The sequence below is a fragment of the Achromobacter sp. Marseille-Q4962 genome (assembly GCF_943737005.1).
Lineage (GTDB): Bacteria > Pseudomonadota > Gammaproteobacteria > Burkholderiales > Burkholderiaceae_B > Achromobacter.
This window is the reverse complement of record NZ_CALSFU010000016.1, coordinates 1-26,453: the sequence shown is the minus strand read 5'-3', so window position 1 is coordinate 26,453 and position 26,453 is coordinate 1. Positions and strand designations below refer to the sequence as shown.

Annotated in this window: 19 protein-coding genes and 1 pseudogene; 11 read left to right on the top strand and 9 right to left on the bottom strand. The window is 68.1% G+C overall.

Features of this window, described 5'->3' with window-relative positions; genetic code table 11:
- Window position 1: 1 nt before the first annotated feature.
- The 4 genes and pseudogenes from NGJ44_RS15275 to NGJ44_RS23165 form a co-directional block, all read left to right on the top strand.
- Entirely contained in the window at window positions 2-1,711 is a 1,710-nt protein-coding gene (locus NGJ44_RS15275; RefSeq protein WP_251864453.1) for a TadA family conjugal transfer-associated ATPase, read from the top strand.
- Window positions 1,708-2,553 carry a type II secretion system F family protein gene (locus tag NGJ44_RS15270; protein ID WP_251864452.1) on the top strand — a complete coding sequence of 282 codons (846 nt, stop codon included), beginning with the start codon at window positions 1,708-1,710 and terminating at the stop codon, window positions 2,551-2,553. The genes NGJ44_RS15275 and NGJ44_RS15270 overlap by 4 nt, the downstream gene beginning before the upstream one ends.
- 10 nt (window positions 2,554-2,563) lie before the next feature.
- Window positions 2,564-3,481: a type II secretion system F family protein gene (locus tag NGJ44_RS15265; protein ID WP_251864451.1), complete on the top strand. Its 918-nt coding sequence runs from the start codon at window positions 2,564-2,566 to the stop codon at window positions 3,479-3,481.
- Window positions 3,478-3,711, top strand: a pseudogene (locus tag NGJ44_RS23165) (DUF192 domain-containing protein); the annotation flags it as partial. The gene NGJ44_RS15265 and the pseudogene NGJ44_RS23165, both read left to right, overlap by 4 nt.
- 6 nt (window positions 3,712-3,717) lie before the next feature.
- On the opposite strand, the gene NGJ44_RS15260 reads toward NGJ44_RS23165, so the two are convergent.
- Both NGJ44_RS15260 and NGJ44_RS15255 read right to left on the bottom strand, forming a co-directional pair.
- Complete coding sequence (locus NGJ44_RS15260) at window positions 3,718-4,521, bottom strand: BPSS1780 family membrane protein (RefSeq protein ID WP_251864450.1); 804 nt, start codon at window positions 4,519-4,521, stop codon at window positions 3,718-3,720.
- 64 nt (window positions 4,522-4,585) lie between these two features.
- Complete coding sequence (locus tag NGJ44_RS15255) at window positions 4,586-5,554, bottom strand: homoserine kinase (RefSeq protein WP_251864449.1); 969 nt, start codon at window positions 5,552-5,554, stop codon at window positions 4,586-4,588.
- Window positions 5,555-5,780: 226 nt separating this feature from the next.
- On the opposite strand from NGJ44_RS15255, the gene dusA reads away from it, so the two are divergent.
- Window positions 5,781-6,800: a tRNA dihydrouridine(20/20a) synthase DusA gene (dusA, locus tag NGJ44_RS15250; protein ID WP_286012372.1), complete on the top strand. Its 1,020-nt coding sequence runs from the start codon at window positions 5,781-5,783 to the stop codon at window positions 6,798-6,800.
- A 38-nt stretch (window positions 6,801-6,838) separates the two neighbouring features.
- On the opposite strand, the gene NGJ44_RS15245 is transcribed toward dusA, so the two are convergent.
- The gene (locus tag NGJ44_RS15245) at window positions 6,839-7,303 is read right to left on the bottom strand and encodes a CBS domain-containing protein (protein WP_053245412.1); all 465 of its coding nucleotides are present in this window, start codon (window positions 7,301-7,303) and stop codon (window positions 6,839-6,841) included.
- Between the two features lie 35 nt (window positions 7,304-7,338).
- Complete coding sequence (locus tag NGJ44_RS15240) at window positions 7,339-8,652, bottom strand: YihY family inner membrane protein (RefSeq protein ID WP_053245413.1); 1,314 nt, start codon at window positions 8,650-8,652, stop codon at window positions 7,339-7,341.
- 17 nt (window positions 8,653-8,669) lie between these two features.
- Between NGJ44_RS15240 and NGJ44_RS15235 the strand changes: the two genes are divergently transcribed.
- From NGJ44_RS15235 to NGJ44_RS15225, 3 genes are all read left to right on the top strand, one after another.
- A complete protein-coding gene (locus NGJ44_RS15235; RefSeq protein ID WP_251864448.1) occupies window positions 8,670-9,041 on the top strand; it encodes a DUF2069 domain-containing protein in 372 nt (123 codons plus the stop codon).
- Window positions 9,038-10,525 carry a protein adenylyltransferase SelO gene (locus tag NGJ44_RS15230; protein WP_251864447.1) on the top strand — a complete coding sequence of 496 codons (1,488 nt, stop codon included), beginning with the start codon at window positions 9,038-9,040 and terminating at the stop codon, window positions 10,523-10,525. The genes NGJ44_RS15235 and NGJ44_RS15230 overlap by 4 nt, the downstream gene beginning before the upstream one ends.
- Window positions 10,526-10,737: 212 nt before the next feature.
- Complete coding sequence (locus NGJ44_RS15225) at window positions 10,738-11,457, top strand: response regulator transcription factor (RefSeq protein ID WP_251864446.1); 720 nt, start codon at window positions 10,738-10,740, stop codon at window positions 11,455-11,457.
- Here the strand turns inward: NGJ44_RS15225 and NGJ44_RS15220 are convergent.
- Both NGJ44_RS15220 and NGJ44_RS15215 read right to left on the bottom strand, forming a co-directional pair.
- Window positions 11,439-12,806 carry a sensor histidine kinase gene (locus tag NGJ44_RS15220; protein ID WP_251864445.1) on the bottom strand — a complete coding sequence of 456 codons (1,368 nt, stop codon included), beginning with the start codon at window positions 12,804-12,806 and terminating at the stop codon, window positions 11,439-11,441. The genes NGJ44_RS15225 and NGJ44_RS15220 overlap by 19 nt on opposite strands.
- A gap of 134 nt (window positions 12,807-12,940) precedes the next feature.
- The gene (locus NGJ44_RS15215; protein ID WP_251864444.1) at window positions 12,941-14,881 is read right to left on the bottom strand and encodes an EAL domain-containing protein; all 1,941 of its coding nucleotides are present in this window, start codon (window positions 14,879-14,881) and stop codon (window positions 12,941-12,943) included.
- 524 nt (window positions 14,882-15,405) lie between these two features.
- Between NGJ44_RS15215 and NGJ44_RS15210 the strand changes: the two genes are divergently transcribed.
- Genes NGJ44_RS15210 through NGJ44_RS15200 form a run of 3 tightly spaced genes read left to right on the top strand, consistent with a single transcriptional unit; the run spans window position 15,406 to window position 18,777 of the window.
- Window positions 15,406-16,788, top strand: coding sequence for a putative bifunctional diguanylate cyclase/phosphodiesterase (locus NGJ44_RS15210; RefSeq protein ID WP_053245410.1), 1,383 nt, complete (start codon window positions 15,406-15,408; stop codon window positions 16,786-16,788).
- Between the two features lie 32 nt (window positions 16,789-16,820).
- On the top strand, window positions 16,821-17,888 hold the full coding sequence (gene aroC / locus NGJ44_RS15205) for a chorismate synthase (RefSeq protein WP_251864443.1): 1,068 nt from the start codon (window positions 16,821-16,823) through the stop codon (window positions 17,886-17,888).
- A 46-nt stretch (window positions 17,889-17,934) separates the two neighbouring features.
- Window positions 17,935-18,777 carry a M48 family metallopeptidase gene (locus tag NGJ44_RS15200; RefSeq protein ID WP_251864442.1) on the top strand — a complete coding sequence of 281 codons (843 nt, stop codon included), beginning with the start codon at window positions 17,935-17,937 and terminating at the stop codon, window positions 18,775-18,777.
- Between the two features lie 42 nt (window positions 18,778-18,819).
- On the opposite strand, the gene NGJ44_RS15195 is transcribed toward NGJ44_RS15200, so the two are convergent.
- From NGJ44_RS15195 to NGJ44_RS15185, 3 genes are all read right to left on the bottom strand, one after another.
- The gene (locus NGJ44_RS15195; RefSeq protein WP_251864441.1) at window positions 18,820-20,763 is read right to left on the bottom strand and encodes a bifunctional diguanylate cyclase/phosphodiesterase; all 1,944 of its coding nucleotides are present in this window, start codon (window positions 20,761-20,763) and stop codon (window positions 18,820-18,822) included.
- A gap of 30 nt (window positions 20,764-20,793) precedes the next feature.
- The gene (locus NGJ44_RS15190) at window positions 20,794-21,474 is read right to left on the bottom strand and encodes a transglutaminase-like cysteine peptidase (RefSeq protein ID WP_200908034.1); all 681 of its coding nucleotides are present in this window, start codon (window positions 21,472-21,474) and stop codon (window positions 20,794-20,796) included.
- 171 nt (window positions 21,475-21,645) lie between these two features.
- Window positions 21,646-26,453 (bottom strand): type I secretion C-terminal target domain-containing protein (locus tag NGJ44_RS15185; RefSeq protein WP_251864440.1); only part of this gene is annotated, 4,808 nt, incomplete at its 5' end.

The following is a 26,453-nucleotide window of genomic DNA, read 5'->3' as shown; positions in this document are numbered from 1 at the left end:
CATGTTCGAAATGGAAATCACCTTCGAGGCGTCGGCGCCGAGGCGGCAGGTGTACACGGCGCCGCTGCTGGTCGGGCGCAGCCCGGCGTGCGCGCTGCGCATCGTGAACTGGCGGGTGGGCAGGCAGCACGCGCGGTTCCTGCGCCGTGGGCCTCACATCGCGCTGGAAGACCTGGGCACGCTGGGAGGCACCCTGGTCAATGGCGTGCGGGTCGCCCGGCACGAGCCCGTGCTGCCCTCGGACGAGATCCTCATCGGGCCCTGCCGCCTGCGCGTCACGGATGCATGCGTCGGGGCGGAGCGCATGCAGGCGCCGTCGGCCGCCGTCTTGCCGGCCGGGCCGGCCGGCAGGGACGCCGGCGCGGCGGTTGCGTGCTTGCCGGCGCCGGCCGGAGATGCGGGCGCCGCCTCGTGCGTGTCTGATGACACGGCATTCCCGGCAGCGGAAACCTTCTCGCGGGAGCAGCGGCGCCGTCTGCATGCCGCGCTGCTCGGCGCGCTCAACCTGCGCCGCCGCGACGTGGCCTCGATGAGTGACTCCGCGCTGCGCGCGGAGGCGCGGGAACTGCTCGAGCGCCTGGTCCTCGAAGACCGCGGCCTGCGCAGCGACGAAGAACGGGCCGCGTTGTGCCGCGAGGTCCTGGACGAGGCGGTCGGGCTGGGGCCGCTGGAGCCGCTGCTGGCCGAGCCGGGCATCAGCGAAATCATGGTCAACCGCCATGACGAGATCTACGTCGAGCGGGCGGGAAAACTCCAGCGGCATGCGGGCAGTTTCAGCAGCGAAGCGTCGGTGCGCTGGGTCATCGAGCGCATCGTCACGCCGCTGGGGCGGCGCATCGACGAGAGTTCGCCCATGGTGGACGCGCGGCTGCCCGACGGGTCGCGCGTGCACGCCATCATTCCGCCCGTGGCGCTCAAGGGGTCGAGCCTCACGATACGCAAGTTTCCCGCGGCGCGTCCCGCCATGCCCGACCTGGTCCGGGGCGCCACGCTGAGCGCGGAGATGGCGGCCTTTCTGTCGCAGTGCGTCGCCACGCGCAGGAACATCGTGGTGTCGGGCGGCACCGGGTCGGGCAAGACCACGCTGCTCAACATTCTCTCGAACGAGATCCCCGAGGGCGAGCGGGTGGTCACCATCGAAGATGCCGCGGAACTGCGCTTGCGGCACGCGCATCTGGTGGCGCTGGAAGCACGGCCGAGCAACCAGGAAGGGCGGGGTCGCGTCGACATCCGCGAACTGGTGCGCAATGCGTTGCGCATGCGTCCCGACCGCATCGTGGTGGGCGAGTGCCGCGGCCCCGAGGCGTTCGACATGCTGACCGCCATGAACACCGGCCACGAAGGGTCGCTCACCACGTTGCATGCCAATTCTCCGCGGGACGCGCTGTCCCGGCTGGAGTCCATGATTCTCATGGCCGGCCTGGACCTGCCGCTGGCGGCCGTGCGCGAGCACATCGCCGCCAGCGTCGACATCGTGGTCCAGCAGGCGCGCCTGGCGTGCGGCCGCCGGGTGGTGACGTCCGTCGTGGAACTCGTCGGCATGGAAAGCGGCAGGATCCAGATCCAGGAGCTGTTCCGCTTCGACCGGTCCTCGGGCTTCGCGGGCTGCGGTGCGCCGCCTTCGTTCGCACAGGCCTGGCGCGAAAGCGGCATCGGATTCGAGCCGCGGTGGTTTTCCTCCGCGCATGACGGGGCGCAGGGGGCGCCATGATCTGGATCGCGGCGCTTTCGGCAATGACATGCGCGGCCCTGCTCGCCTGGCGCGCGCACGCCTGGTTCGCGCCGGCGATGCGGCGATACCGGGAGGTCTATACCCACGAGGCAGCCGTCCGCCTCGAAGAGGTCTTTCTGTTCATCGAACCCGGGCAGCTCTGGGGCGCGGCCCTGGGGTGCGCGGCGGCCGGGGGCGCCCTCGCGCTTGCCGTCTCGGGCAGCGGCGTGCTGGCGGGCGCGGCCGCCCTGGGCGCGGCGCGCATCCCGGGGCTGGCGCTGGCCGCATTGCGGCGGCGGCGGGTGCGGCGCTTCGAGCAGCAATTGCCGCTGGCCCTGCTCATGGTGGCCGCGGCCCTGCGCGCGGGAATCGCGCTCAACACGGCCCTGAAGCACGTGGTGGAGCGGGCCGACGCGCCGCTGGCCCAGGAATTCGGCCTGATGCTGCGGGAGCAGCGGCTGGGGCTGCCCTGGGACCGCGCGCTGGAAAACCTGGGGCAGCGCATGCCCTCCGATGCCACCACGCTGGTGGTGGCGGCCATGCGGATCGCGAGTCAGGCGGGCGGCAACCTGGCCGAGGCGCTCGACAATATTTCGCAAACCCTCAGGGGCCGGCTGCAATTGCAGGCCAAGCTGCAGGCGCTCACCTCGCAGGGCCGGCTGCAGGCCTGGATCGTCGGCGCGTTGCCGCTGGTGCTGCTGGCCGTGCTCAACAGCCTGGAGCCCGCGCTCATGCGGCCGCTCTGGACGACGCCCGCCGGCTGGGCCGTGCTGGCCCTGATCCTGGTGCTGGAAGCGGCGGGCGTGCTGCTGATCCGGCGCATCATGCGCATCGAATTCTGAGGGCACGCCGATGCTGATCTATGTGGCCATGGCCGCGGGCGCGTTGAGCGCGGGCTGGCTGGCGTTCCGCCTGGCCGGCCCTGCGCTGCGCGCGCTCGTCGGCCCGCTTCTCGCGTCATGGACGGGGCCTGCGCATGTCCGGCCACGGGATGCGGCCACCGCCTTGCCCTGGTGGTGGCGCTCGTTGTGGCCCTGGGCCGAGGCGCTGGCTCCCTGGGCGGGCACGCTGTGCACCTGGCGGGTGCGCAGGCGGCTGCAGCAGGCCGCCGCCCGGGCCGGCCTGCCGCCGGACGCGGACCACGCTCGCGTGGCGGCCTTGTGCCTGTGCGCGGCCCTGGCCGCCGCGGGCATTGCGATGGGAGGGGGGCTGGCGGCGGGCGCGGAACGCCTGCCGGCGTTGGCGGCGGCGGTCCTGTGCGCGGGCGTGGCGGCGTGTTCACCGTTGGCGTGGCTGAGGGCGGCGGGCCGCCGGCGGCTTGCGCGCATGGAGCGCGACCTGCCGTTTCTGTTCGACATGATGACCTTGTGCGTGGAAGCCGGCCTGGGCGTGCAGGCCGCGCTGCAGCAGGCCGCCCACGCCGGTCCGGCCGGGCCCTTGCGCGACGAGCTCGGCGCCGCGCTCGCGGACATGCGCGCGGGGCTGGGCCGTTCGGCCGCGATACGCGCCATGGCCGAGCGGGGCGGCAGCCCGCTGCTGCGCAATTGGGCCGCGGCGCTGGAGCAGGCCGACAGCCTGGGCATCAGCCTCGGGCCGGTGCTGAGGGCGCAGGCGGCCCAATGCCGCAACGAGCGCCATACGCGAGCGGAGCAGTTGGCCATGCAGGCGCCCCTGAAGATGCTGCTGCCCCTGATCGCGTGCATTTTCCCGTGCACGTTCATCGTGTTGGCCTATCCCATCGCGATGCAGCTGCTGCAGGGGCTCGAATGAAAGCGCAAGCCCGGGCGCCGCGGGTGCGGCTCAGGCTGCTGCGGGTGGAAAACTGGACGGGACGGCTGCGGGGCCTGCTGTGCCGCCCCGCGCCCGGGCCGCGTTCGGGCATCCTGCTGGCGCCATGCCGCGCCGTGCATACCTTCGGCATGCGTCATGCCATCGACGTGGCGTTCGTGGGTCCGCAGGGAAGGGTGATCTCCGTGCGGCGGGGGCTTGCGCCGGGCAGAGTGGCGCTATGCCTGCGCGCTGTTGCCGTGGTCGAGCTGAGAGCTGGTGTCGTTGATGCCGAACACGGAGGTATAGGCCGGATAGAAGCTGCAATACAGCACGCCGCCCGCCGCGATGTTGAAAGGAATCTGGATGGTGCTCGCGACGTTGGGAGGCAGGCCCACGGAGACCAGCAGGCCGGCGCACAGGTCGATGAACATGAACACCATGACCCACACCAGGCCGTACACCAGGAACGCCCACTTGTTGCGCCAGCAAGCCACCCCGGAGAAGAACATGGCCTGCGCCAGGCGCAGGCCGTGCCAGGCCACCAGCACCGGCGCATGCCAGAAGAGGGCGGCGATGCAGACATACAGCGCGGCGAACACCGTGAGCGGCCAGGCCATGGCGGAGAGCAGCGGCGCCAGGCTCTGTTCGACCGAGGCTGCGCGCATGCCTTCCGTGAGGGCGCCCGAGAAAGGCAGGAATGACACGAGCCCCGCCAGCATGCAGAGCCCCGCATAGAGCAGCCCCATGGTGAAGAGCTTCTTGAACACTCCTGGTTTTTGCAGCGGCTTGGGCCACATGGAGGGCAGCATGACGCGGTCGGCTTCCACGTGCTTGCAGGCCGAGAGCGTCATGAGGGTGACGATGGGCATCAACGCTACGAACAGGATGGGCCCCAGCGGCGGGATGGCGCTCGCAAAGATAACCAGGAGGCTGATGGCCATCGCCCAGGCGAACATGGCGAGCGGTTGCTTGCGGAACAGACGAAAACCGTCTCGAACCCATTGCCAGCCAGATGACGCGGGAAGGAATGCAGCTTGCATGGTCTCTTTCAGATGGAGGCTCTCGGATAGGGACTCGCCATGCCCATTATGGGGGGCATGCGGATTACGGCAAGACGGGCAGGCCGGGCCGGTGGCGCGCTTGCAACACCCTTTCGAAATGGCGGGGGTCGTGCGGCTTGAGCGTCTGGGCCGGGCGAGGCAGGTAGAAATCGTACAGGCGGGAGAGCCAGAAGCGCAGGGCGGCGCCGCGCAGCATGAGCGGCCATGCCTCGCGCTCGGCCTGCGTGAACGGACGGACTCCGGCGTATGCGCGCAGCCAGGCGTCGGCGAGCTCGGGCACGAAAACGCCGGTTTCCCGTTCGATGCACCAGTCGTTTACGCTGACGGCAACATCGAAGAGCCAGGTGTCGCAGCCGGCGAAATAGAAATCAATGATGCCGCCCATGAGCGGATTCTCGAACGTACCCGCGAACAGCACGTTGTCGCGGAACAGGTCGCAATGCGCCGGCCCTGCGGGCAGGCTTTGCCACAGCGGGGTGGCCGCGGCGGCCTGCTGGGCGGTGAGCTCGGCGTTCAGCAGCGCGGCCTGGCCGGCTTCCAGGAAGGGCAGCACCTTGGGCGCGGTTTCCACCCACCACGCCAGCCCGCGCAGATTGGGCTGCTTCAGGGGGAAGTCCTGGCCGGCCAGGTGGGCGCGGGCCAGGGTGGCGCCCGCCAGCGCACAGTGTGCCGGGCCGGGGGCGGGCTCGTAGCCCCCGGGCAGCCGGGTCACGATGGCGCAGGGCTTGCCATGCATGGCGGTCAGGCGGCTGCCGTCGCGCAGCGTCTGCGGGCTGGGCACCGGAATGCCGCGCTGCGCCAGGTGGTACATGAGCTCGATGTAGAACGGAAGCTGCGCCTCGGTCAGCACCTCGAACAGCGTGAGCACGTATTCGCCGCGGGTCGTATGGAGAAAGTAATTGGTGTTCTCGATGCCTGCGGTGATCCCTCGGAGAGAGACGAATTCGCCCAGGTCGAAATGCGCCAGCAGGGCGCGCGCGTCGTCGTCGGATACGGGGGTGAATACGGCCATTGGTGTGGATGATGAGCGGTTGAGGGGCGCCCGGCAAAGACGGTGCGGCGGCGCGGCAATTTTAGACCACATGGAGGCGATCAATGCCCGCGCCGGGATGCGGGGCGCCCGGCGCGGGCGCGCGGGGTTCCTGCGCCGCCTCGGGGAGGCGGAGCCCCGGGGGGCGAGCCGCCCGCCGGCCAGGCACCGTAAAATAGGCGCATCCCCTTGTTTTGCAGAGCGATTCTTGAACTCCCCCGACTGGCGGCTGTGCGTCGCCCCCATGATCGACGTTACCGATCGCCATTGCCGTTTCTTCCACCGGCTGCTGGCGCCGCGCGCGCGCCTCTACACGGAAATGATCACCACGGGCGCGCTGCTGCACGGCAATGTCTCGCGCCACCTGGACTTCGATGACAGCGAGCATCCCGTCGCGCTGCAGCTCGGCGGCAGCGAACCCGACGCGCTGGCCCAGGCCGCGCGCCTGGGCGCGAAGTGGGGGTACGACGAAATCAACCTGAATTGCGGCTGCCCGTCCGAACGCGTGCAGAAGGGCGCTTTCGGCGCCTGTCTGATGGCCGAGCCCGGCCTCGTGGCTGATTGCGTGAAGGCTATGCAGGACGCGGTGGACCTGCCGGTGACCGTCAAGCACCGGCTGGGCCTGGACTACGACGAATCGTACGGGTTCGTGCGGGATTTCGTGGGCAAGCTGCACGATGCCGGGTGCCGCGTCTTCATCGCCCATGCCCGCAATGCGGTGCTCAAGGGGCTGTCGCCGAAGGACAACCGCGAGATTCCGCCGCTGCGCTACGACGTGGTCAAGCGGCTCAAGCAGGACTTCCCGGACAGCATTTTCGTGCTCAACGGCGGTTTGGCCGACGCGGCCCAGTCCGTGAGAGCGGCCAACGAGTTCGACGGGGTCATGCTGGGGCGCGCGGCGTGGCATACCCCGCGCGTGCTTTCCGAGGTGTCGCTGCAGTTGTGGCCCTCGGTGCGGTTGCCGGGCGACGCGCAGGTGGTCGACGCCATGATGGCCTACGCGGCGCGCCAGGTGGCGCAGGGCGTGCCGCTGCGCGTCATGACGCGGCCCATGCTGGGCCTGGTGAACGGGCAGGCCGGCGCGCGCCGCTGGCGGCGCATGCTGTCCGATCCGGCCCGCCTCGCGGAAAATGATCCGGCACTGATCTACGAAGCATGGCGGGCGACCCAGCGCAGGCCCGCCGGCCAGCAGGCGCTGGCCGCCGACGCCGCGCCCGCGGCGGGCTGAGCGCACGGCGGGCCGGCCGCGCGGCCGGATGCGGCGTTTCAGCCTTTCGCGGCTTCGGCGCTCTCTTCGTTGGGCCAGTCGCGGATATAGGCCTTGAGCATGTTGTTCTCGAACTGCTGGGCTGCCACGATGGCCTGCGCCATGTCGTAGAACGAGATCACGCCCATGAGGGTGGGGCCGTCCATGACCGGGATGTAGCGCGCGTGCTTTTCCAGCATGAGGCGCTGCACTTCTTCCGCGCTGGTGTTGGGCGAGACGCTCACGGGCGCGTCGTCCATGATGGAGCGTATGGTGGTTTCGCCCGCCGCCGCGCCGTGCTTGTGCATGTGGCGGATGATTTCGCGGAAGGTGAGCATGCCGGTCAGGGTGCCGAATTCCATGATGACCAGCGAGCCGATGTCCTGCTCGCTCATGGTGCGCACCGCTTCCGAAACGGGCGTGTCCGGCGATGCCGTATAAAGCGTGTCTCCTTTGACGCGCAAGATTTCGCTGACCTTCAACATCGGTTCCTCCCAGGGCATTGCCCCGATTTCAATCGCTATTTCTTTTTCGCTTCCCATTGCAACAGGGCGGCGACGGTATTTTCCGTATTCTGCGCTTCTTGGCAGAGATCTTCCAGCGTGGGGGCGTCTTCTCCGCACAGGACGGACGATGCGACGCGCACGATGGCGGCGTCGTCGCGCACGCGCGGCCGGCTGCGGTCGATCAGGAAATGATCGACCACGGGCGCAAGCGAGGTTTCGCGCGCGTCGCAGGTGAGCACCCAGTGATCGTTCTGCGTGCGGGTGGCCAGGCCCATGTCGCTCAGCTCCTCGAGCACGGCGAGCAGCTCGTCCTGGTGCAGGCGCAGGCGGGCCGCCAGGGAGCTGGAGGGCAGCCCCGCGCCGCCCGCGGTCTGGTTGCGGCGCAGGGCGCGCAGCGCGTCCAGGGCGTCCACGAAGGCGGCGCCGGGGTAGCGGTTGATTTCCCAGCGGCCCAGCCGGATCAGCGGCGCGCTGGCCGCCAGCGTTGCGCCCAGCAGGACCGCCAGCCATGACAGGTAGATCCAGAGCAGGAAGATCGGCAGGGTGGCGAAGGCGCCGTAGATGACGGTGTAGGTGGGGAATCGGGTGAGGTAATACGCGAAGCCCGATTTCATGACTTCCAGCGCCACCGCGGTGACGCAACCGCCGATCAGCGCGTCGCGCCACAGCACCTTGCGGTTGGGCACCACCACGAACAGGGCCGCGAAGCCCAGCGCGGTCAGGACGACCGGAATGAACGACACGAGCACGCTGACCGCTTCCGGCACGTCCTTGACCAGGCCCAGCGACTCGCGCGCCACGAACGAAGTGGCCCACAGGCTGGCGCCCGCCACCACCGGCCCCAGCGTGATCACGGCCCAGTACACCAGCGCCCGCTGCTGCAGGGGGCGCTGCCGCGTCACGTGCCAGATGTCGTTGAACGCCGTGTCGATGGTCATGATGAGCAGCACGGACGTGACGAGCAGGAACGCGCCGCCGATGGCGGTGAGCCGGGACGCCTGGCGGGCGAACTGGTTGAGGTATTCCATGATGTTGTCCGAGACGGACGGCGGCATCAGGCTGGTGGAGAGAAAATGTTCCAGCGCGATGCGGAATTCCTGGAATACGGGAAAGGCGGTGAAAAGGGACAGCACCACCGCCAGCATGGGCACGATGGCGAGCACGGTGGTGAACGTGAGGCTGGATGCGACCTGCAACAGCTTTTCTTCGTTGGCGCGCTGCGCCGTGAAGAGCAATGCGCGCCCGGCCTTCGCGATCCATGAAGAGCGCGAAGCAGGGGGCTCGGGCGCCACCGTCGCGGCGGGGGCAGGCTCTGCGGGGCGGTTCATCAGGCGATAATAGCAGTATGAACCCCGATCTCAATCCTCGCCTGCGCCTGGCGGCCACGGCATCGCTGCTGGCGCTGATCGTGCTTTGCGCGGCCTGGGAAACCGTGATCGCGCCGGTCCGGCCGGGCGGGTCCTGGCTGCTCCTGAAGGCGCTGCCGCTGGCCTTTCCACTGCGCGGCATCGTGCGCGGCAACCTCTATACATACCAGTGGGCGTCCATGCTGTCGCTGCTCTACCTCATGGAGGGCGCGGTGCGCGCCATGTCCGACCCGGCGCCGCTGTCGGTCGTCATGGCCTGGGGGGAAATCCTGCTGTCCGGCGTCTTCTTCCTGAGCGCCATTTTTTATGTGCGGCCCGCCAAGCGGGCTGCCCGGAGCCAACGCGCATGACCGCACATACCCTGGACGAGCTGCGCGTCCTCAATACTTATGCGGCGCTGCCGGCGCCGTTCTATACGCGGCTGTCTCCCCAGCCGCTCAACGCGCCGCGCCTGCTGCATGCGAATCCGGAGGCGGCCGCCCTTATCGGACTGGATCGCGGCGCGCTCGGCACGCCGGAGTTCCTTGCCGTGTTCTCGGGCGCCCAGCCTTTGCCCGGCGGAGACACGCTGGCGGCGGTCTACAGCGGCCATCAGTTCGGCATCTGGGCCGGCCAGCTGGGCGACGGCCGGGCGCACCTGCTGGGCGAGGTGGCGGGGCCGCAAGGCCGGTGGGAGCTCCAGCTCAAGGGCTCGGGCATGACGCCGTACTCGCGCATGGGCGACGGACGCGCCGTGCTGCGCTCGTCCGTGCGCGAATACCTGGCCAGCGAAGCCATGCATGGGCTGGGCATTCCCACCACGCGCGCCCTGGCCCTGGTGGTTTCGGACGATCCGGTCATGCGCGAAACCGTGGAAACGGCCGCCATCGTGACGCGTATGTCGCCCAGTTTCGTGCGTTTCGGTTCGTTCGAGCATTGGTCGGCGCGCCGCCAGCCGGACATGCTGCGCACGCTGGCCGACTACGTGATCGACCATGATTACCCCGAATGCAGGATGCCGCCCGCGGGCGAGCCGGCGGACGACAAGGCGCCGTACGTGGCGCTGCTGCGCGAAGTCACCCGCCGCACGGCCGAACTGATGGCGGACTGGCAGGCCGTGGGTTTCTGCCACGGCGTCATGAACACCGACAATATGTCGATCCTGGGGCTGACGCTCGATTACGGGCCGTATGGTTTCATGGACGGATTCCGCCTCGATCATGTCTGCAACCACTCCGATTCCGAAGGGCGCTATTCCTGGAATCGGCAGCCTTCGGTCGCGCTCTGGAATCTGTACCGCCTCGGGGGCAGCCTGCACATGCTGGTGCAGGACGTGGACGCGCTGCGCGCCGTGCTGGACGAATTCGAAGGCATTTTCACCCGGGCGTTCCACGAACGCGCGCGCGCCAAGCTGGGGCTGGCCGCATGGCGGCCGGACGACGAGCCGCTGCTGGACGACCTGCTCAGGCTGATGCACGCGAACCACGCCGATTTCACGCTGAGCTGGCGCAGGCTGTCGGATGCGGTCCGGGGAGAGCGGCAGGCGTTCGAGGATCTGTTCATCGACCGGCCCGCGGCCGGCGCCTGGCTCGATCGCCTGCTGGCGCGCCAGGCCGGGGACGGAAGGTCGCCCGCCGAGGTGGCGCAAGCCATGGACGCGGTCAATCCGCTTTATGTATTGCGCAACCATCTTGCCGAAGAAGCCATCCAGGCCGCGAAGCGCGGCGATGCTGGCGAAATCGACACTTTGCTGACCTTGCTGCGCGCGCCGTGCCAGGCCCGTCCTGGTTACGAAAAGTATGCCGCGTTGCCGCCGGACTGGGCTTCGTCCATCGAGGTGAGCTGTTCGTCCTGACCGGCCGGTTTTCTATATTTACGGCAGAAAATCGGAAAAAAATCCCCAGCGCGGACAAAAAAAACCACGAATGCCTGGAAACCGCATTTTTTTTCAGTGCAATTATTCGTTTCCATTGTAAAAGACGTAAGATTGTCCTTGCGCGAAATTCTACATGGCTCGCCGTGTCCGGGGGCTTTTGTCGACAATTTTCAATATAAAGCACTCTAAAAATGCCTGGCGCTGATGGTTTGCTATGTATCGGTCTCCTGGAAGACGATGCCGACTTCCGCGAGGAATTGGCCTTGGGTCTGGGTGGCTATGGATTCCGGGTGGCGTTTGCCTGTGATAACGCCGGGGCGTTCTATCGCCGGCTGCAGGAACAGCCCTGCGATATCGTGATTCTCGATGTGCACTTGCCCGGAGAAGACGGTTTTTCGGTCGCCACCCGGCTGCGCGCGCTGAGTCCGGTGGGCATCGTCATGCTGACCGGGCGCAGCGCGCTCGAAGACCGCGTCCGCGGCCTGGAGGGCGGCGCCGACGTCTACATGACCAAGCCTGTCGACCTGCTCGAACTCAGTTCCGTGATTCGTAGTCTGGCGCGCCGCATGCGCCTGGCCAAGGCGCCGCGTGCCGCGGATGCCGAGGCCCGCCCGGCGGCCGATTCGTCCTGGTCGCTGCAGGACGGCGGCTGGATACTGGTGGCGCCGGACGGCGCTTCGCTGCATTTGTCGGCGCAGGAGCGCACCTTCCTGATGGCGCTGATGGACGCCGCGGGCAATGCGGTGAGCCGCCAGGAGCTGGCGGAGATGTTCCTGCCCGAAAGCCCCGAGGGCTTCGAGTTGCGGCGCATCGACGTGCTGGTGAGCCGCCTGCGGGCCAAGGCACAGAGCGCGGGCCTCAAGCTGCCGGTGCTTTCCGTGCGCGGCCAGGGTTACGTCTTCGCCGCCTGACGCGCTTGCGAGGTCGCCGGCGAAAGCGCGGGCAGCGTCACGACGAAGCGCGTACCTTCGCCGATTTTGCTGTGCAGCGTGAGCGAGCCGCCCTGGTTTTCGCAGATGTTGCGTGCCAGGTAGAGCCCGATGCCCAGGCCCTTGGTTTCGCGGTGCGCCGCCCGGCGGAAATGCGGTTCGAAAATTCTTGCCTGGTCTTCTTCGCTGATGCCCGGCCCGCGGTCGGTGACCGACAGCCAGGCCACGGGCTGGCCGTTCTCCTCGCCTTGCCCGGCCTCGATGCGCACGGGTTCGCTGGCGGGGGAATACTTGATGGCGTTGTGCACCAGGTTGCGCACCACCACGCTGGTCAGCGGCCGGTCGCAGAATACGGGAATGCCCCGCTCGGCCTTGATTTCCAGGGGATGGGCAGTGTCGGGCCGCATGGCCGCCGCGACGTCGTGCGCGATGTCGGCCATGTCGGCGCATTCGGCGCGGGGCGTGAGCGCCTGCTGGCCCAGCCTGTCCTGGCTGAGCAACTGCTCCACCAGCTCGGTCATGCGCGTCACCGAACGGTGGATGCGCGCGAGGCGGCTGTCCACGGCTTCGTCGGTATCGGCGAGCATCATGTCCAGCGACTGGGCGGCCGCGCTGATCGTGGCCAGCGGCGCGCGCAGTTCGTGCGACACCAGCGCGTTCATCTGCCGCTGGCTTTCGAGAGCGCCGGCCATCTCCGACAGCCGCAGCTCGCCCCGGCCGGCGGGGTCGGCGTCATGCCTGCCATGGCTGGCATGCCCGGGCAGCGCCGCCAGGGTTGCCAGGACTCCCAGCATGCGCAGCAGCGCCAGCGTGAAAGCCGGGGCCATCGTGTTGGACAAGGCGTCGCGCGCCCACAGCCCCGCCGACAGCACGAAAACCAGGGCCAGCGCGGCGCTGGGCCACCGCACGCCGTGCCTGGCGGCCTGCCGCAGCAGGGCGGCGCACAGCGCCAGGCTGGCGAGCGCACAGGCGATCTCGATGGCTGCCGTCAGGCCCGGCGCGTCGGTCTGATAGATGAAGATGAGGGTGAGCGCCGCGGCGGCGACCAAGGCCAGGCTCGCGGCGCGGGCGGCGGCCGCCAGGCGCGAGGAATGGTCCGCCAGCAGCGGCGCGGCCGCCGCGAGCAGCGTGGCCGCCGATCCGGCCTGCATGGCCGCGGGCGGAAGCAGGCCCGGAAACGACCGGTAGGCCCCTTCCACCAGGAAAAAGACCGTGCCCGCCGCGAAGGCGGCCGAGCGCGCAAAGGCCCAGCGGGCCAGGCAGACAACCACGCCCGCCAGCGCCGCGCCCGCCACGATGCCCGCCTGCAGGGTGGGGATGTAGCCGGACATTTCGAACGCCAATGCGGCATGCGGCCAGGCCAGCAGGGCGAGCAAAAGACCCAGCGCGCCGGGGATGCGCGGAAACCGCCGGCCGCGCGCGCGTGCGCGAAAAATTCCGAAGGGGCGAAACAACAGTCCTTCCGTCAACTGGAAATCCATCGATGATCGAGCGCGAGATCGCAGCCGCGCCCGGAGTTTACGACAGGGCCGTTGAGGGCGCGCACACCGATGCGCTTGAGCACCTCGGCGGCGGCATCGTCGGGCACGTCGTCGGCATATACGTCCATGCCCAGCGTGCGGGCCATGGCGACCACCGTAACGGCGAGCTGCTGGCTGCCCGGGCTCTGGACGATGCCGGCCACGAACCGTCCGCATAGCTTCACGTAGGCGAGGGGATACTCGTGCAGGTGTTCCATGGCGCCGAAGTCCTGCGACAGGCGCGCCGCGCCCAGCCGCGCGCCCGCGCCGGTGACGATCTCGCACAGCTGCTGCGTCTCGGTTTCGTTGGCGGCCAGGCCCGAGGCGTCCATTTCCAGGATGAGCCGGCGCGCCACGTCGGGGCGGTCGGCCAGCATGCGGCGCAGCCGCGGCAGGAAGGTGTCCTGCGACAGCGAGGCCAGGGCAATGGGAACCGCCAGCGTTTCGGCATGCGTGACCAGCCAATCCAGGCCGAGGCGGACCGCCTGGATGTCGCATTCGGCGGACAGCCCCAGCCGGACGGCGGGGGGCATGAAAACGCTGGCCGGCACGGGCGGCGTGCCGCTTTGGTCATGCAGGGTGAGGCAGCCCTCGTACTGCAGCAGCGTTCCGCCGATGTCGTGCAGGGGCCGGGCGGCAAGCGAGAACCGGTGCTGGTCCAGCGCCGTGAGCAGCGCGTCGTGCCAGCTGTACTCGCCGATGCGCGATCCCTGGGGCGCCTGGCTGGCGGGCGTGACCTGGTCGTCGTCGGCGCTTTCCGCGCACATCAGGGCGTGATCCAGCCCGGCCAGTATTTCGCTCATGCCGTCGCCGGGCGAGAAATCCGCGATCGCCAGGGCCCAGCGGCACCACGAATGCCCGTCCATGGGCACGCGCAGCGCGCGCAGCTCGCGGCGCACGCGTTCGGCCAGCAGGCTCGCCTGCGGCGCCGTGCTGCCCGGCATCAGCAGCACGAAGTCCGATCCGCTGATGCGGGCCAGCGTCGCTGACGGTCCGCCGTGGGCGGCCACCAGCCGGCGCAGGCGTTCGGCGGACGCGCGCAGCCACTGATCCGTGAAAGCGCGCGAAAGATGCCGGTTGATCTGCGCCAGGTCGCGCTGGCGGAACATCAGGATGTGTCCCGCGCCGGCGGATGCGGCGTCCGCCAGGGCCGCCCGGAACTGCTCGACGAAGTACCGGCGGTTGGGCAGGCGGGTGATGGCATCCCGGTAGACTTCGCTCTGCAGGGATTCGATGCGCGCGTTCTGCGCCTCGATCGCCGCCGCCACCCGTTGCGCCTCGGTCTGCGCGGCCGCGTCGGGGCGGGCGGCGGCCTCGCCGGGCCAGCCGGAGAAAAGGGAGGTCCGCGGGGCGCGCTTGTCCAGCCACTTGAGCAGCTCGGTCGCGAAGAGCAGCCAGCAGACCGCGGCCGCGAGCGCCAGCCCGACTACCCTCAGCCCTCCCTGCCACAGCGTTTCGCGGGCGGTGTGAGCGTCGGCGCGCACCGTGACCATGCCCCGGAACCGGCCGTCGTCCGAGACGAAGGGCTGGGACGACTCCGGCGCTTCGGGCATGAGCCAATGCTCCACCCATTCGTCGGCCCCGTCGCCGGCGTCGGGCGGCGGCGCGCTGCGCTCGATGTCGGTGGCGCCGCGCTCGTTGGTGATCCTGACCAGGGCGTAGGCTCCCTGGCCGAACAACTCGTCGGCCAGCGTTGCGCGCCTGCGGGCGTCGCCGGGCGCATGCGAAAGCGCCCAGGCCAGCGCCTGCGCGCCGCCCTGGCTCTGCTGCGCGAGCTGGCCGTGCAGGTAGCGATGGGCCGCGAGCATGCTCAGGGCCTGGGTGCCCAATACGACCAGGCCGATCAGGCACGCGCTGAATACGAGGAGCCTGCGTATCGAGAGCATGTGTATGGTCTTTTCCCCTTCCAGCGAACGGCGGGACGGATTCGCTCGCTTGTCCTGCCCGCGCGCGCTGGACGGCGCCGGGCGGTTCTTGTTTCCCGTGAGCGGTTGATATGGATAAGAAACGTGACACACGTTACTAATACCGCATCCGCGCCGCCTGGGGTGTAATCCTCGGCGTCATAGAACATACAGAATATTACGAAATCTACGAAGACATCAGACAAGCTATGCAATTATTTCGCCTGCCGGACCGTGGGGGTGAGAACTATTGCGAGAGGACGTATTAATTTTCGGTGGCCTGATGTCGTAGTACTACCAAATCCGGGTTCAAGTCACGGGAGATGCCGCGGGAGGCCGCCCGCCCTGCATGGCGGCACACGCAAATCTTCCTATTGCAGCAGAACAGGGCGCGTTGCCTCTGGATCGAGGTGTTTTTGCAACAATAATGCACTATTTAAGAAATGTTATGTGCCTTGGGCCCAGGCTCGGACCGCAACGTCAAGGCTTCATGAAAAGGAGGCTCCGTGCGTGAGAGCTATCTGCTCGCACTGTGCCTGACGCTGGTCGGCGCATTGGCGGCGATTAGCGTGCTTTTCCTGCGCAGGGAGCGCGTGCTGCGGCGCGCCCTCATGCAGGACGAACTTACCGGCGGACTGAGCCAGCGGGAGCTGGACCGCCGCGCGGGCGCATGGCTGGAGCGAGCCCGGGAGCGCGCGCGCCGCGGCGCATTTTTCCTGGTCCGGTTCGAGCAATATGCCGAGATCTGCGCCCTGCTGCGCGCCGGCGAAGACCGTGAGCTGCTGGTCCAGGTGGCCCAGCGCCTGCGCGTGACGGCGCGCGCGCTGGGCGGCATGGTCGCCCGCACCGGCATCCATACCTTCACGCTGTGCATCCCGGACGTGGACGAGGACGGCGCGGCCCAGGTTTGCGCGAAGCTGCTGGGCGACCTGAACGCGCCCTACAGGCTGGGCGGACGCCAGATCATCGCCCTGTTCCGCGTCGGCGCGGCCCTGTATCCCGACCACGGGCGCAGCGTGCAAGAGCTGCAGCGCTGCGCGCGCGTGGCCCTGCTGCCCCCGGACGGGCAGGAGGGGGCGTCGTGGACTCTCTTCAATTTCCGCATGCTGGCGCGCGAGCGCGACCGCCAGGGCCTGGAGAACGACCTGCGGCTGGCGCTGTCCACGCCCGACATGGAGCAGTTCGAGCTCTATTACCAGCCGGTGTGCGACGGCGGCACGGGCACGGTGCAAGGCTGCGAGGCGCTGCTGCGCTGGCACCATCCGGTGCTGGGCAGCGTATCGCCCGGCATCACCATCGAGATCGCCGAGCGCAGCGGGCTCATCGTGCCCCTGGGCGCCTGGATTCTCGAACGCGCCTGCTCGCAGGCGGTGCAATGGCCGGCGGCCTGGCGGGTGCACGTCAACCTTTCCGTCAAGCAGATGGAGGCGGATGGCCTGGTGCCGCTGGTGGCCCGGGTGCTGGAGGCCACCGGCCTGTCGCCGCGCAAGCTGGTGCTCGAGATCACCGAGTCGCTGTTCATCCTGCACTACGAAAAGCACATAAAAATCCTCAACGCGCTGCGGTCCATGGGCGTTTCGGTGGCCCTGGACGATTTCGGCTGCGGCTACTCCAGCCTTAACCATCTGCGTCACCTGCCCATCGACTGGGTGAAGATCGACCGCAGCTTCATTTCGACCCTGGAATCCGATGCCGGAAGCCGGGAAGTGGTATCGGCCCTGTTCGGGCTGTGCCAGGCCATGCGCCTGCCCGTGGTGGCCGAGGGCGTCGAAACCGAGGGCCAGCGCGAAATCCTCAAGGCGCTGGGCTGCCGGGTCATGCAGGGCTTCCTGCTGGGGCGCCCCGCGCCCGCTTGCGAGATCCAGGCTTTGGCGGCAGGGGTGTCATAATCAGGGTTGCCCGCAACCCAACCCTAGACCCTATGTCCGGTAATACCTTAGGCACTCTTTTCTGCGTCACCAATTTCGGCGAATCGCACGGCCCCGCCATCGGCTGCGTGGTGGACGGCTGCCCCCCGGGGATGCTGCTCGACGCCTCCGACATCCAGCGCGAGCTCGACCGCCGCCGCCCCGGCACGTCGCGGCACGTGACCCAGCGCCAGGAAGCCGACCAGGTCGAGATCCTGTCCGGGGTGTACGAGGGCATGACCACCGGCACGCCCATCGCGCTCCTGATCCGCAACACCGACGCGCGCAGCAAAGACTATTCCAATATTGCCGACACGTTCCGTCCCGGGCATGCCGACTACGCCTATTGGCGCAAGTTCGGCCTGCGCGACCCGCGCGGCGGCGGCCGGTCGTCGGCGCGCCTGACCGCGCCCACGGTGGCCGCGGGCGCGATCGCCAGGAAATGGCTGGCCGAGCAGCATGGGGTGCGCATCCGCGGCTACATGAGCCAGCTGGGCCCGATCGCCATTCCGTTCGAATCCTGGGACGAGGTTCCGAACAATCCTTTCTATGCGCCCAACGCCGGCATCGTGCCCGAGCTCGAGGCCTATATGGATCAGCTTCGCCGCGACGGCGATTCGGTCGGGGCCCGCATCGAAGTCGTGGCCGAGAACCTGCCCGCCGGGTGGGGCGAACCCATCTACGACCGGCTCGACGCCGACATCGCCCACGTGATGATGGGCCTGAACGCGGTCAAGGGCGTATCCATCGGCGCGGGCTTCGACTGCATTGCGCAGCGGGGCTCGGAGCATGGCGACGAAATCACGCCGGACGGTTTTCTCACCAACAACGCGGGCGGGGTGCTGGGCGGCATTTCCACCGGGCAGCCCATCACCGTGTCGCTGGCCATCAAGCCCACGTCCAGCATCCGCGTGGAGCGCCGTTCCGTGAACCGCGCCAACGAACCCGTTATGGTGCAGACCCTCGGAAGGCACGATCCCTGCGTAGGCATACGCGCCACGCCCATCGCTGAAGCGATGCTGGCGCTGGTCCTGATCGATCACGCGCTGCGCCATCGCGGCCAGTGCGGCGGTCAGTATTGACGGCACGCGCGGCCGCCGCGCTACGCCGACCCAACCGGAGAGTCCGATGAGCCCCACTCACACGTTCCTGCGCGGCGCCGCCGCCGCGCTCGCCTGTGTTGCCATCGCCGGCTGCGCGGGCGTCAATACCACGCAATCCGGCGCCATAGGCGTGAACCGCACGCAGTACATGTCCAGCCTGGTGCCCTCCGAAACGCTCAACCAGGAGGCGAGCCAGCAATACACCGAGATCATCGGCCAGGCCAGGGCCAAGGGCCTGCTGGACCGCGACGCGCAGCAGACGAGCCGCGTGCGCGCGATTTCGCAGCGGCTCATCGCTCAGGCGCCCGTGTTCCGGCCGGACGCGTCGAGCTGGAAATGGGAAGTCCACGTGCTTTCCAGCGACGAGGTCAACGCCTGGTGCATGCCCGGCGGCAAGATCGCGGTCTACACGGGGCTGCTGACGAAGATCAAGCCGACCGACGACGAGCTCGCCGCCGTGCTGGGCCACGAAATTTCCCACGCATTGCGTGAGCATGCGCGCGAGCGCGTCTCGCAGCAGATGGCCACCAGCCTGGGCCTGCAGGTTCTGTCCATCGCAACCGGCTCGCAGGTGGCCTCGGACCTGGGCGAGCAGCTCACCAGCGTCATGTTCACCCTGCCCAACAGCCGCACCCACGAAACCGAGGCGGACCGCATGGGCGTCGAGCTCGCGGCCCGGGCCGGATTCGACCCGCGGGCGGCCGTTACGCTCTGGCAGAAGATGGGCGCGGCCGAGCAGGGCAGCGCGCCGCCCGAGATTCTCTCCACCCACCCGTCGGCCCAGTCGCGCATTGCCGATCTGCAGGCAGCCTCGCAGCAGGTGCTGCCGCTCTACGAGCAGGCCAGGGGCAAGTCCGCCGCGCGCTGACCCCGGCGGGCGCATGAACCGGGGCGCGGCCGGCGCCGCGCCTCAGGCGCCGCTCTCGGGCACGCCCGGTCCCCGCATGTGGCGGATGCCCAGGCCGGCGAGGATGCGGCGCGTTTCCGCGTCGGGCACGTCTTCCGCATAGACGGCGATGCCCAGCGCGCGCGCGGTTTCCATGACCGAGGCCGTGAGCTGCTGGCTGCCCGGGCTGGCGCGCATGCCGCCCACGAATCCCCCGCCGAGTTTCACGTACGACAGCGGCAGCGTGTGCAGTTGGGCCACCGCTCCGAATTGCTGGGCCAGGCGCCGCACACCGAGGTGCGCGCCGAATTCCGAGGCGATGCGCGCCAGCGCCGTTACCTGCTCGTGACATTCCACCAGGCTGTGGGCGTCGACCTCAAGATAGAGCCGTGACGCCAGCGGCCGCCGCTCGGTGAAGAGCAGCGCGAGCTGGCGCATGAACTTCGGCGAGCGCAGCGTGGGCAGCGCGACGCGCACCGCCAGTTCGCCGGCGTGGCTGGCCAGCCAGTCCAGCCCCAGCCGCACCGCTTCCAGGTCGCAGTCGGCCACCAGGTCCAGGCGCACCGCCGGAGGAATGAACAGCGTGGCGGGAATGGGCGGCTGGGCAGGGTCCATGCGCAGCATCAGCATGGCTTCGGCGCGCAGCGGTTCGCCGCGCTCGTCCAGCAGGGAGGCGGTGGCAAGTTCGAACCGCTGCGCCTCCAGCGCCGTCAGGATGGCATCCTTCCAGGCCCGTTCGCCTGTGGCCGACGGGCCCTGCGCATCGGTCTCGCCCACCGACACCACGTGGTCGCTGCCCGCGCTTTCGGCCTGCATCAGGCCGAAGTCCAGCCGCGCCAGCACCGGTCCCACCGGCTGGCCCGCCGCGTAGTCCGTCATGGCCAGCGCCCAGCGGCACAAGTGGCCTTCTCCCACTGGAATGCGCGAAGCATGCAGGTCGGCGCGTACGCGCTCGGCGGCCAGCATGGCCTGGGGAGCGGCGCTGCCGGGCATGAGCAGCGCGAAATCCGAGCCGTTCAGGCGGGCCAGCATGGCCGTGCCCGAGCCGAGCGACGTGAGCGTGCCCTGGATGCGTTCGCACGCGGCGCGCAGCCAGTGGTCGATGAACTCCCGTGGCATATGTCGGTTGAGATCGGCCAGATCGCGCTGGCGGAAGACCAGGATGTGGCCGCCCGCGGCCGGGGCGGCGGTTTCGAGCGTGCGGCGGAACTCGTTGATGAAATACTTGCGGTTGGGCAGGCCCGTGACGGGGTCCTGGTTCAGCTCCAGTTCCAGCGACTCGATCTTGGCATGCTGCTCCTCCGCGCTGGCGTAGACCCGCTCGCGGGTCTGGTTCAGCGCCTGCACCACGCCCGAGAGCTCCGGCACGCGCGCTTGCACCTGCTCGGGCGGCGCGTGCTGGCCGATCTTGCGCACGTGGTCGCTGATCTCGCGCAGCAGGCGGTTCTTGATCCAGCCCACCAGCGCAAATGCGAAGAGAGCCCACAGCAGGCCCGCGCCCACCACCAGCGCGATCATCTTCAGGCTGCTGCGCCAGAGCGCTTCCCAGGCATAGGCGTCGTTGGCCACCAGCGTCACTTCGCCGATCTGTCGCCAGCCGTCGCTGACGGTGTGGGTCGCGGATTCGGAAGTCAAGGGCGCCAGCGCCTTGAACCAGCCGGGCACCGAGACTGCCGTTGCATTCGAGCGCCGTTCGATCAGCACTTTCCCTTCCGGGTCGCTCAGTCTCACCAGCGAGAAGTGGCCGCCGTCGAAGAGCGCCGAAACCAGCAGCTCCTGCACCACCGGGTCGTTATTGGCGGGTTGCGAGAGCGACAGGGCGAGCGACACGGCGGCGTCCGTGCTTTGCACGCGCAGCTGGCCGGAGAGGTATTCGCGCGCCGCGTTCACGCTGAGCGCCAGCGTGCCGAGCAGGATCACGCCGATGGCGAGGGTTACGCTGAGCAGGAGCTGTCTGAGTATGGACATGATCTGTTTCCCGGGGACATCACAGGCGCATCACGGACGGATGCCTTCCCGTTCCATGCGTTGAAGAAGATTGCGCCAGCGGCTCAGCCGGTCGACCGAGGCGGCGGGCTTGCCGTCGACGTACACGCCGTTGGCATTGAAACTGAAAACCGGCGTGAGATCACGCCGTTCCGTGGCCGGCAGAATGGTGGAAATCAGGCTGTCGAGCACCAGCGGCACTGCATTGGGTTTCTCGTAATAGCCCAGCACCATGTGCGCCACCTGGGTGCTGCTATAGGCGCCGCCGATGCGCGCGCGCACATAAATGAAGCGGAGCTTTTCCGCCGGCACGCCCAGCGCCAGCAGGCTGAAATATTTGCCGATGACATAGTCTTCGCAATCGCCGGCCCCCTTGCCCAGGGACTCCAGCGGCGTGGCCCAGAAATCGGTCTGGCCCCAGATCGTCATGTCTTCGCCGGAGAGCAGGGAGCGGTTCCAGAAGTCGTTCACCAGCGTCAGCCGGTCTTTCTCCTGCGGCGGCGGGGGCGCGTTGAGCAGTTGCAGCCAGCTTGCCACCGCGCGGGACCCTTTGGCGCCATAGCGCGCAGCCAGGCCCTGCAGCCGGCCCGCGTCGATCTCCAGGGCGACGCTGACTCCCCAGGCGCAAGCCAGGCACAGCAACACCAGGCGGCACAGGTTCAGCACGCGTCGGTAGCGGAGGAGAGAAGGCATGAAACGGATTTTCACATTTTTCGTCCGATTTCCGCCGTTTCATCCATGAAAAAAACCGGAATCGCCTCATCTGAGGACGATTCCGGGAACATCCATGCAACCATGGCCGCGCGCCGCGCCGGCCCGGTCCGCCGGGAGCCGGCCGCGCGCCGCCGGCTCCCCGCCGCGGGATCAGTGGTGATCGACGTTGAGCTTCCCCTTCTGCAGCAGGTCATTGATGATGGCCTGGTTGGTCAGGGCCTGGCCGCTGGCGTCGTGGGTCAGGTCGACGTTCTCGAGCACGATCTTCTGGTCCGCGCCCTGGGAGCCGAGCTTGCCCTGGGTGTTGACGTCGATGACCGTGTCGTTGCCTTCCTTGTGGAAGTTCAGGTACTGCGACAGGTTGCCGTCCTTTTCGCCCACCAGCAGGTCCTTCAGGTCCAGCACATCGCCGCCGTCGGCCGGCTTGTCCAGCGAGAAGTCCTTGATCCGGTCGACCGCGGGGGTGGCGGTCGTGCCCTGGTCGCCCAGCTCCCAGCGGAACGTATCGGAACCGTCGCCGCCGATCAGCGTGTCGTTGCCCTGGCCGCCGACCAGCACGTCGTTGCCCTTGCCGCCATCCAGGGTGTCGTTGCCGCTGCCGGCCAGCAGGATTTCGCCCTTGTCGGTGCCGAGCAGGTGGTCGCCCGCCTGGTACGACACCGAGACATTGGCGCTGTCGCTGTGGCCATCCGCGGTCTGGATGGTGTAGGAAGCGTTGGCGTCCGGCGTGCTGACGGCGTGCGAGTAGTCGACGGTCATCGTGAGCTGGTAGTAGTCTTCAGCACCGGTGCCCCCCGACTTGTTCGGCCCATTGTCGTCGAGGTTGACGATGCGGATTTCGTAGCTGGTGTCCTGCGTGGCGGCGATGCCGTTGGCCGGCACGTCCGCGTAGCTTCCCGAGCTGCCTGCCACGCGGTACTGGACGGAGATCTCGTTTGCGCCGAGATTGTGGCTCAACGAGAGCACCTCGCCGGCCAGCAGCGAGACGGTGATGATGTCGGTATCGCTGCGGTACCAAGAGCCTCCCACCGCGGCCAGTTCGCCGTTTATCTTGACCTGTGCCAGATCCTGGCCGATCTGCGTGAAGCTGCCGCGGCTCACGGTCAAGGACGATTTGCCGGAGAGGAAGCCATCCGTGAAGTCGATTGGCGTCTTGGACTTCGACGTGAAATCGCTTCCCTTGTCCTTCCACCCCGTATTCACCGTCAGCGGCCCCATCGTCAGCGCGCCCGTGCCGCGCACGTCGTTGGCGAGCAGCGAGCCGGACTGCACCGTCAGTTGCGGGCTCAGGATGTTGGTGATGACGCTGTCGTTCACCGCATCGGGCGTCTGGTAAACCGGCGCCGACACGTTCAGGGTGAGGCTGGCGCTGGCCGTGTCGCCGTCGCCGTCCTTCACCGTGTACTGGATGGTGTCGGTGCCGGCGCTTTGCGGCTGGTAGCGGTAGTCGCCCAGGTTCTCGCCCGCCAGGTCGATGGTGAGCTTGCCATGCGAGGTCGTCACGGTCAGTTCGGACGTGGCCGTATCGAAGCTGTAGACCGCGCCGGACGTGGCCGTGACCTTGTTGGTCGCGACGTCGTAGTTGTAGGTCTTGCCATCGATCACCAGCTGCGTGATGCGCGCGCCGGCGAGGTCCGCCCCGAGTGTGCCGTCCGTGGCGATGTCGCCGATGATGGGCGAGGCGATGGTGCCGGCGATAGCGGCGTCCAGACCGTTGAGATCGGTCACCAGGATCGTGTTGTTGCTGGCCGGCGCATTCGGCGCATCGGGATCGTACGACACGGGGTTGATGTACGTGCCCGTGGCGCTGGTGCCCAGGCCGATGCCGAACGAGTTGATGCCGTTGGCCGCGAGGAACTGCTCCCACGTGGCCTGCTGGGTGGAATTCACCGCGCCGTTCTCGGGCTCGCCGTCGGTGAAGAAGTACGACACGTTCTGGACGTTGTCGCCTTCGAGCTTGCCGGACACGGAGTTGTTCCACGAGCTCATCGCGGTGTTGAGCGCATCCTTGTAGTTCGTGCCGCCCACCGTGTCCAGCGTCGCGACCAGCGTCTTCGCGTCGGCGAGCGACATCCAGCCGCCGCCCTTCTGGGTGGCCGTGGAGTCGAAGTCCACGATGAGGACGCGCACGTCGCCGTTTTCGCCGTACTTGTCCAGCAGCGTGGCGACGGACGACTTCAAGACATCCATGCGGGAGAGCTGCGAGTTGTTTTTGTATACGCCGCTGCCGTCTTTCATGCTGCCCGAGCTGTCGAGGATCAGCATGATATTGGTGCCGTGCGAGGCCAGGGCCGCGCTCTGTGCAATCGAGGTCAGCGCCGGAGCGGTGTCGGTAACGAGCACACCCAGGTCGCCCGTGGCCTTGCCGCCGAACTGATCCTCGACCGTGACCGTGAAATGGTCCTGGACGTTGGTGTCGTCGCCGGTGTGCTGCTGGGCCCCGCTGGTCTGGTAGGTGTAGCTCACCTTGCCGGTGGCGGCATCGTAGTTCGTGAGGGTCAGCGTGCCCTTGCTGGTGGTCAACGTGAGCGGGTTGCCGGCCAGGCCGGCCAGGCGGTCCAGCGTCAGCGTGGCATCCGCGTTGCCCGCGCCATCGAGGGTGATCGATTTCAATCCCGCCGCCGCGGTAATGGTGAAGGAGCCGGCGCCGCTTGCCTGGGCTTCCGACACGCTCAACACGCCCGGCGCGCCCGCGTTGTTATCGTCGATGACCAGGGTGGGAGCAGGAGGTTCCACGCCGCCCACCTGGAACTGGCCGGTGGCGTAATCGCCGTCGGCGTCCGTGGCGCGATACGTGAAGTCGATCAGGCCGTCGGCCGTGCCGTTCATGGGCTGGTACTGGTAGAACTCCCACTTGCCCGTGGCCGGCGTCAGGCGGATCTCGAACACCAGATTGCCGGACGAATCCAGCCCCTGGATCAGATTGCCGTTGGTGGCCACATTGGTGGTGATGGCGCCGCCGTCGCGCGTGGTCAGGCCGCTTTCCACACCCATGAGCTGCAGCTTGCCCGGACCGTCCGCGCCGTAGGCATACGACAGCGTGCCGTCGGCGTAGGCAATGGCATGGACGTCCTGGCTGCCCAGGAAGGTCACGCCCGTGACAGTGAAGTCGCTGTTGTCGCTGGACGAGTTCTTGTGATTGTCGGTGGCCGACACCACGATCGTGTCGAAGCCGCCTTCCTCCACCCGGAAGTTCGCCGCGTAATCGCCGCCGCTCTGGTCGGACGTGAAGGTGCGTTCGGCGATCAGCACGCCGTCGCGGTAGAAGCGGGCGATACCGCTCTCGACTTCCCCGCCGTACATGGCGGCGAAGTCGATGGTCGCGCCGTAGGCGATCTTGCCGCCGGTGAGGCGGATCGTCAGCTCTTCGGACGCGCCCTGGCCATTCAGCTCGCGATAGTCGATCTCGTTGGCGATGTTGTGGTAAGGCGACCCGACGCTTGCCACACCCAGGCCCGAGGCGCTCTGGTTGACCTGAGCGTCGATGAGCGTGATGTCGTTCTTGGACGTGAAGCCCTTGGCCGTCACTTCCACGGCGCCGTCGCCGAACGTGAACTTCCACTGGCTATTGCTGGAGGAGCTGCCCGCGAAGGAAACCTTGCCGGTATAGACGTCGGGAATGCCGGTGGATTCGACGTTCACGGGCGCGCTCTGGTGCACCACGGGCGCGTCGTCTTCGATCGTGACATCCAGCGTGCTGGAGACGGGCGCATTCACGCCGTCCGCCACCTTGACGCCCACCGACAGGCTGAGCGTGTCTTCGCGGGTCGTGTCCGGATGGTCGACGGGGGCGAGCATCTGGACTGTGTAGGCGCCCGTGTTGTCGATCTTGATCACGATCGCGTCGGTCGAGCCGGCGCGGCCGGTCAGGGTGTGACCATTGTCCGACAGCGTCCAGACGATGGGCACGCCATCGGAACTGAGGCTGCCGTTGGCGGGCGCCACCAGCGTGATGGTGTAGGACGCGTTGCTATTGTCGTCCGTAATGCTCAGCTGGCCGTTGGCTTGCGCCGAGTCGGTCGTGTCCGACGTGCCCGTGTTGTCCTTGATGCCGCCGTTCAACCCTTCCTCGGACACCGCGGTGGACGCGCTGCCGACCACGGGCGGCTTGTTGATGTCGACGATGACGGCGTTGCCGCTGTCCGAGATGCCCGGGGGCAGGGCAGTACCGCTGGCAGTCTGGCCCGAAAGCGTGGCCGAGAGCGTCATGCTCTCGTTGCCTTCGTAGATGCCGTCGGCGGTAGTGGGCACCTGGACCACGATGCCGCCCGTCGTGCCGGCGGGAACCTTGAAGCTGTAAGAACCGTCGGCGTTGGCCGAGACGGTGACGCTCTGCCCGCCGACCGTCACCGTCGGCATGCCGTGATCGGCCGCCGTGATCTGGCCGCCCAGCGTGAAGGTAAGGGTGGTTTCGGCGTCTACGGCTTTGCTCAGCGAGACGTTGAAGCTCGCGGTATTGCCTTCCGTCACATTGCCCGCGTCGGACACGTTGAGCGCAGGCACATCCTTGCCGCCGCCCTGGGTATCGACGATGGTGGCGCTGCCGGTATCGGTGATGCCGCCGGGCAGGGCCACGCCGCTGGCGGTGCTGCCGGTGAGCGTGGCTTCCAGCGTCAGGCTCTCGCGGCCCTCGAAGACCGTGTCGTCGGTGGTCGGCACGGTGACGACGATGCCGCCGGTGGTGCCGGCGGGCACGGTGATGCTGTAGGTGTTGTTGCCGTTATTGGTCACGACAACCGACTGGCCGCCGATGGTGACGGTGGGCGTGCCGACATCGCCGGCTTCGATCTGGCCGCCGAGCGTGAAGGTCAGCGTGGTATTCGCGTCGACGGGCTTGGTCAGGGCGACATTGAAGACCGCGTTGCTGCCTTCGTTCACGTCGCCGGCGTCGGACACGGTGAGCGCGGGCACGTCAGCGCCCGGTCCATGATCGTCCACGATCACGGCGTTGCCGGTAT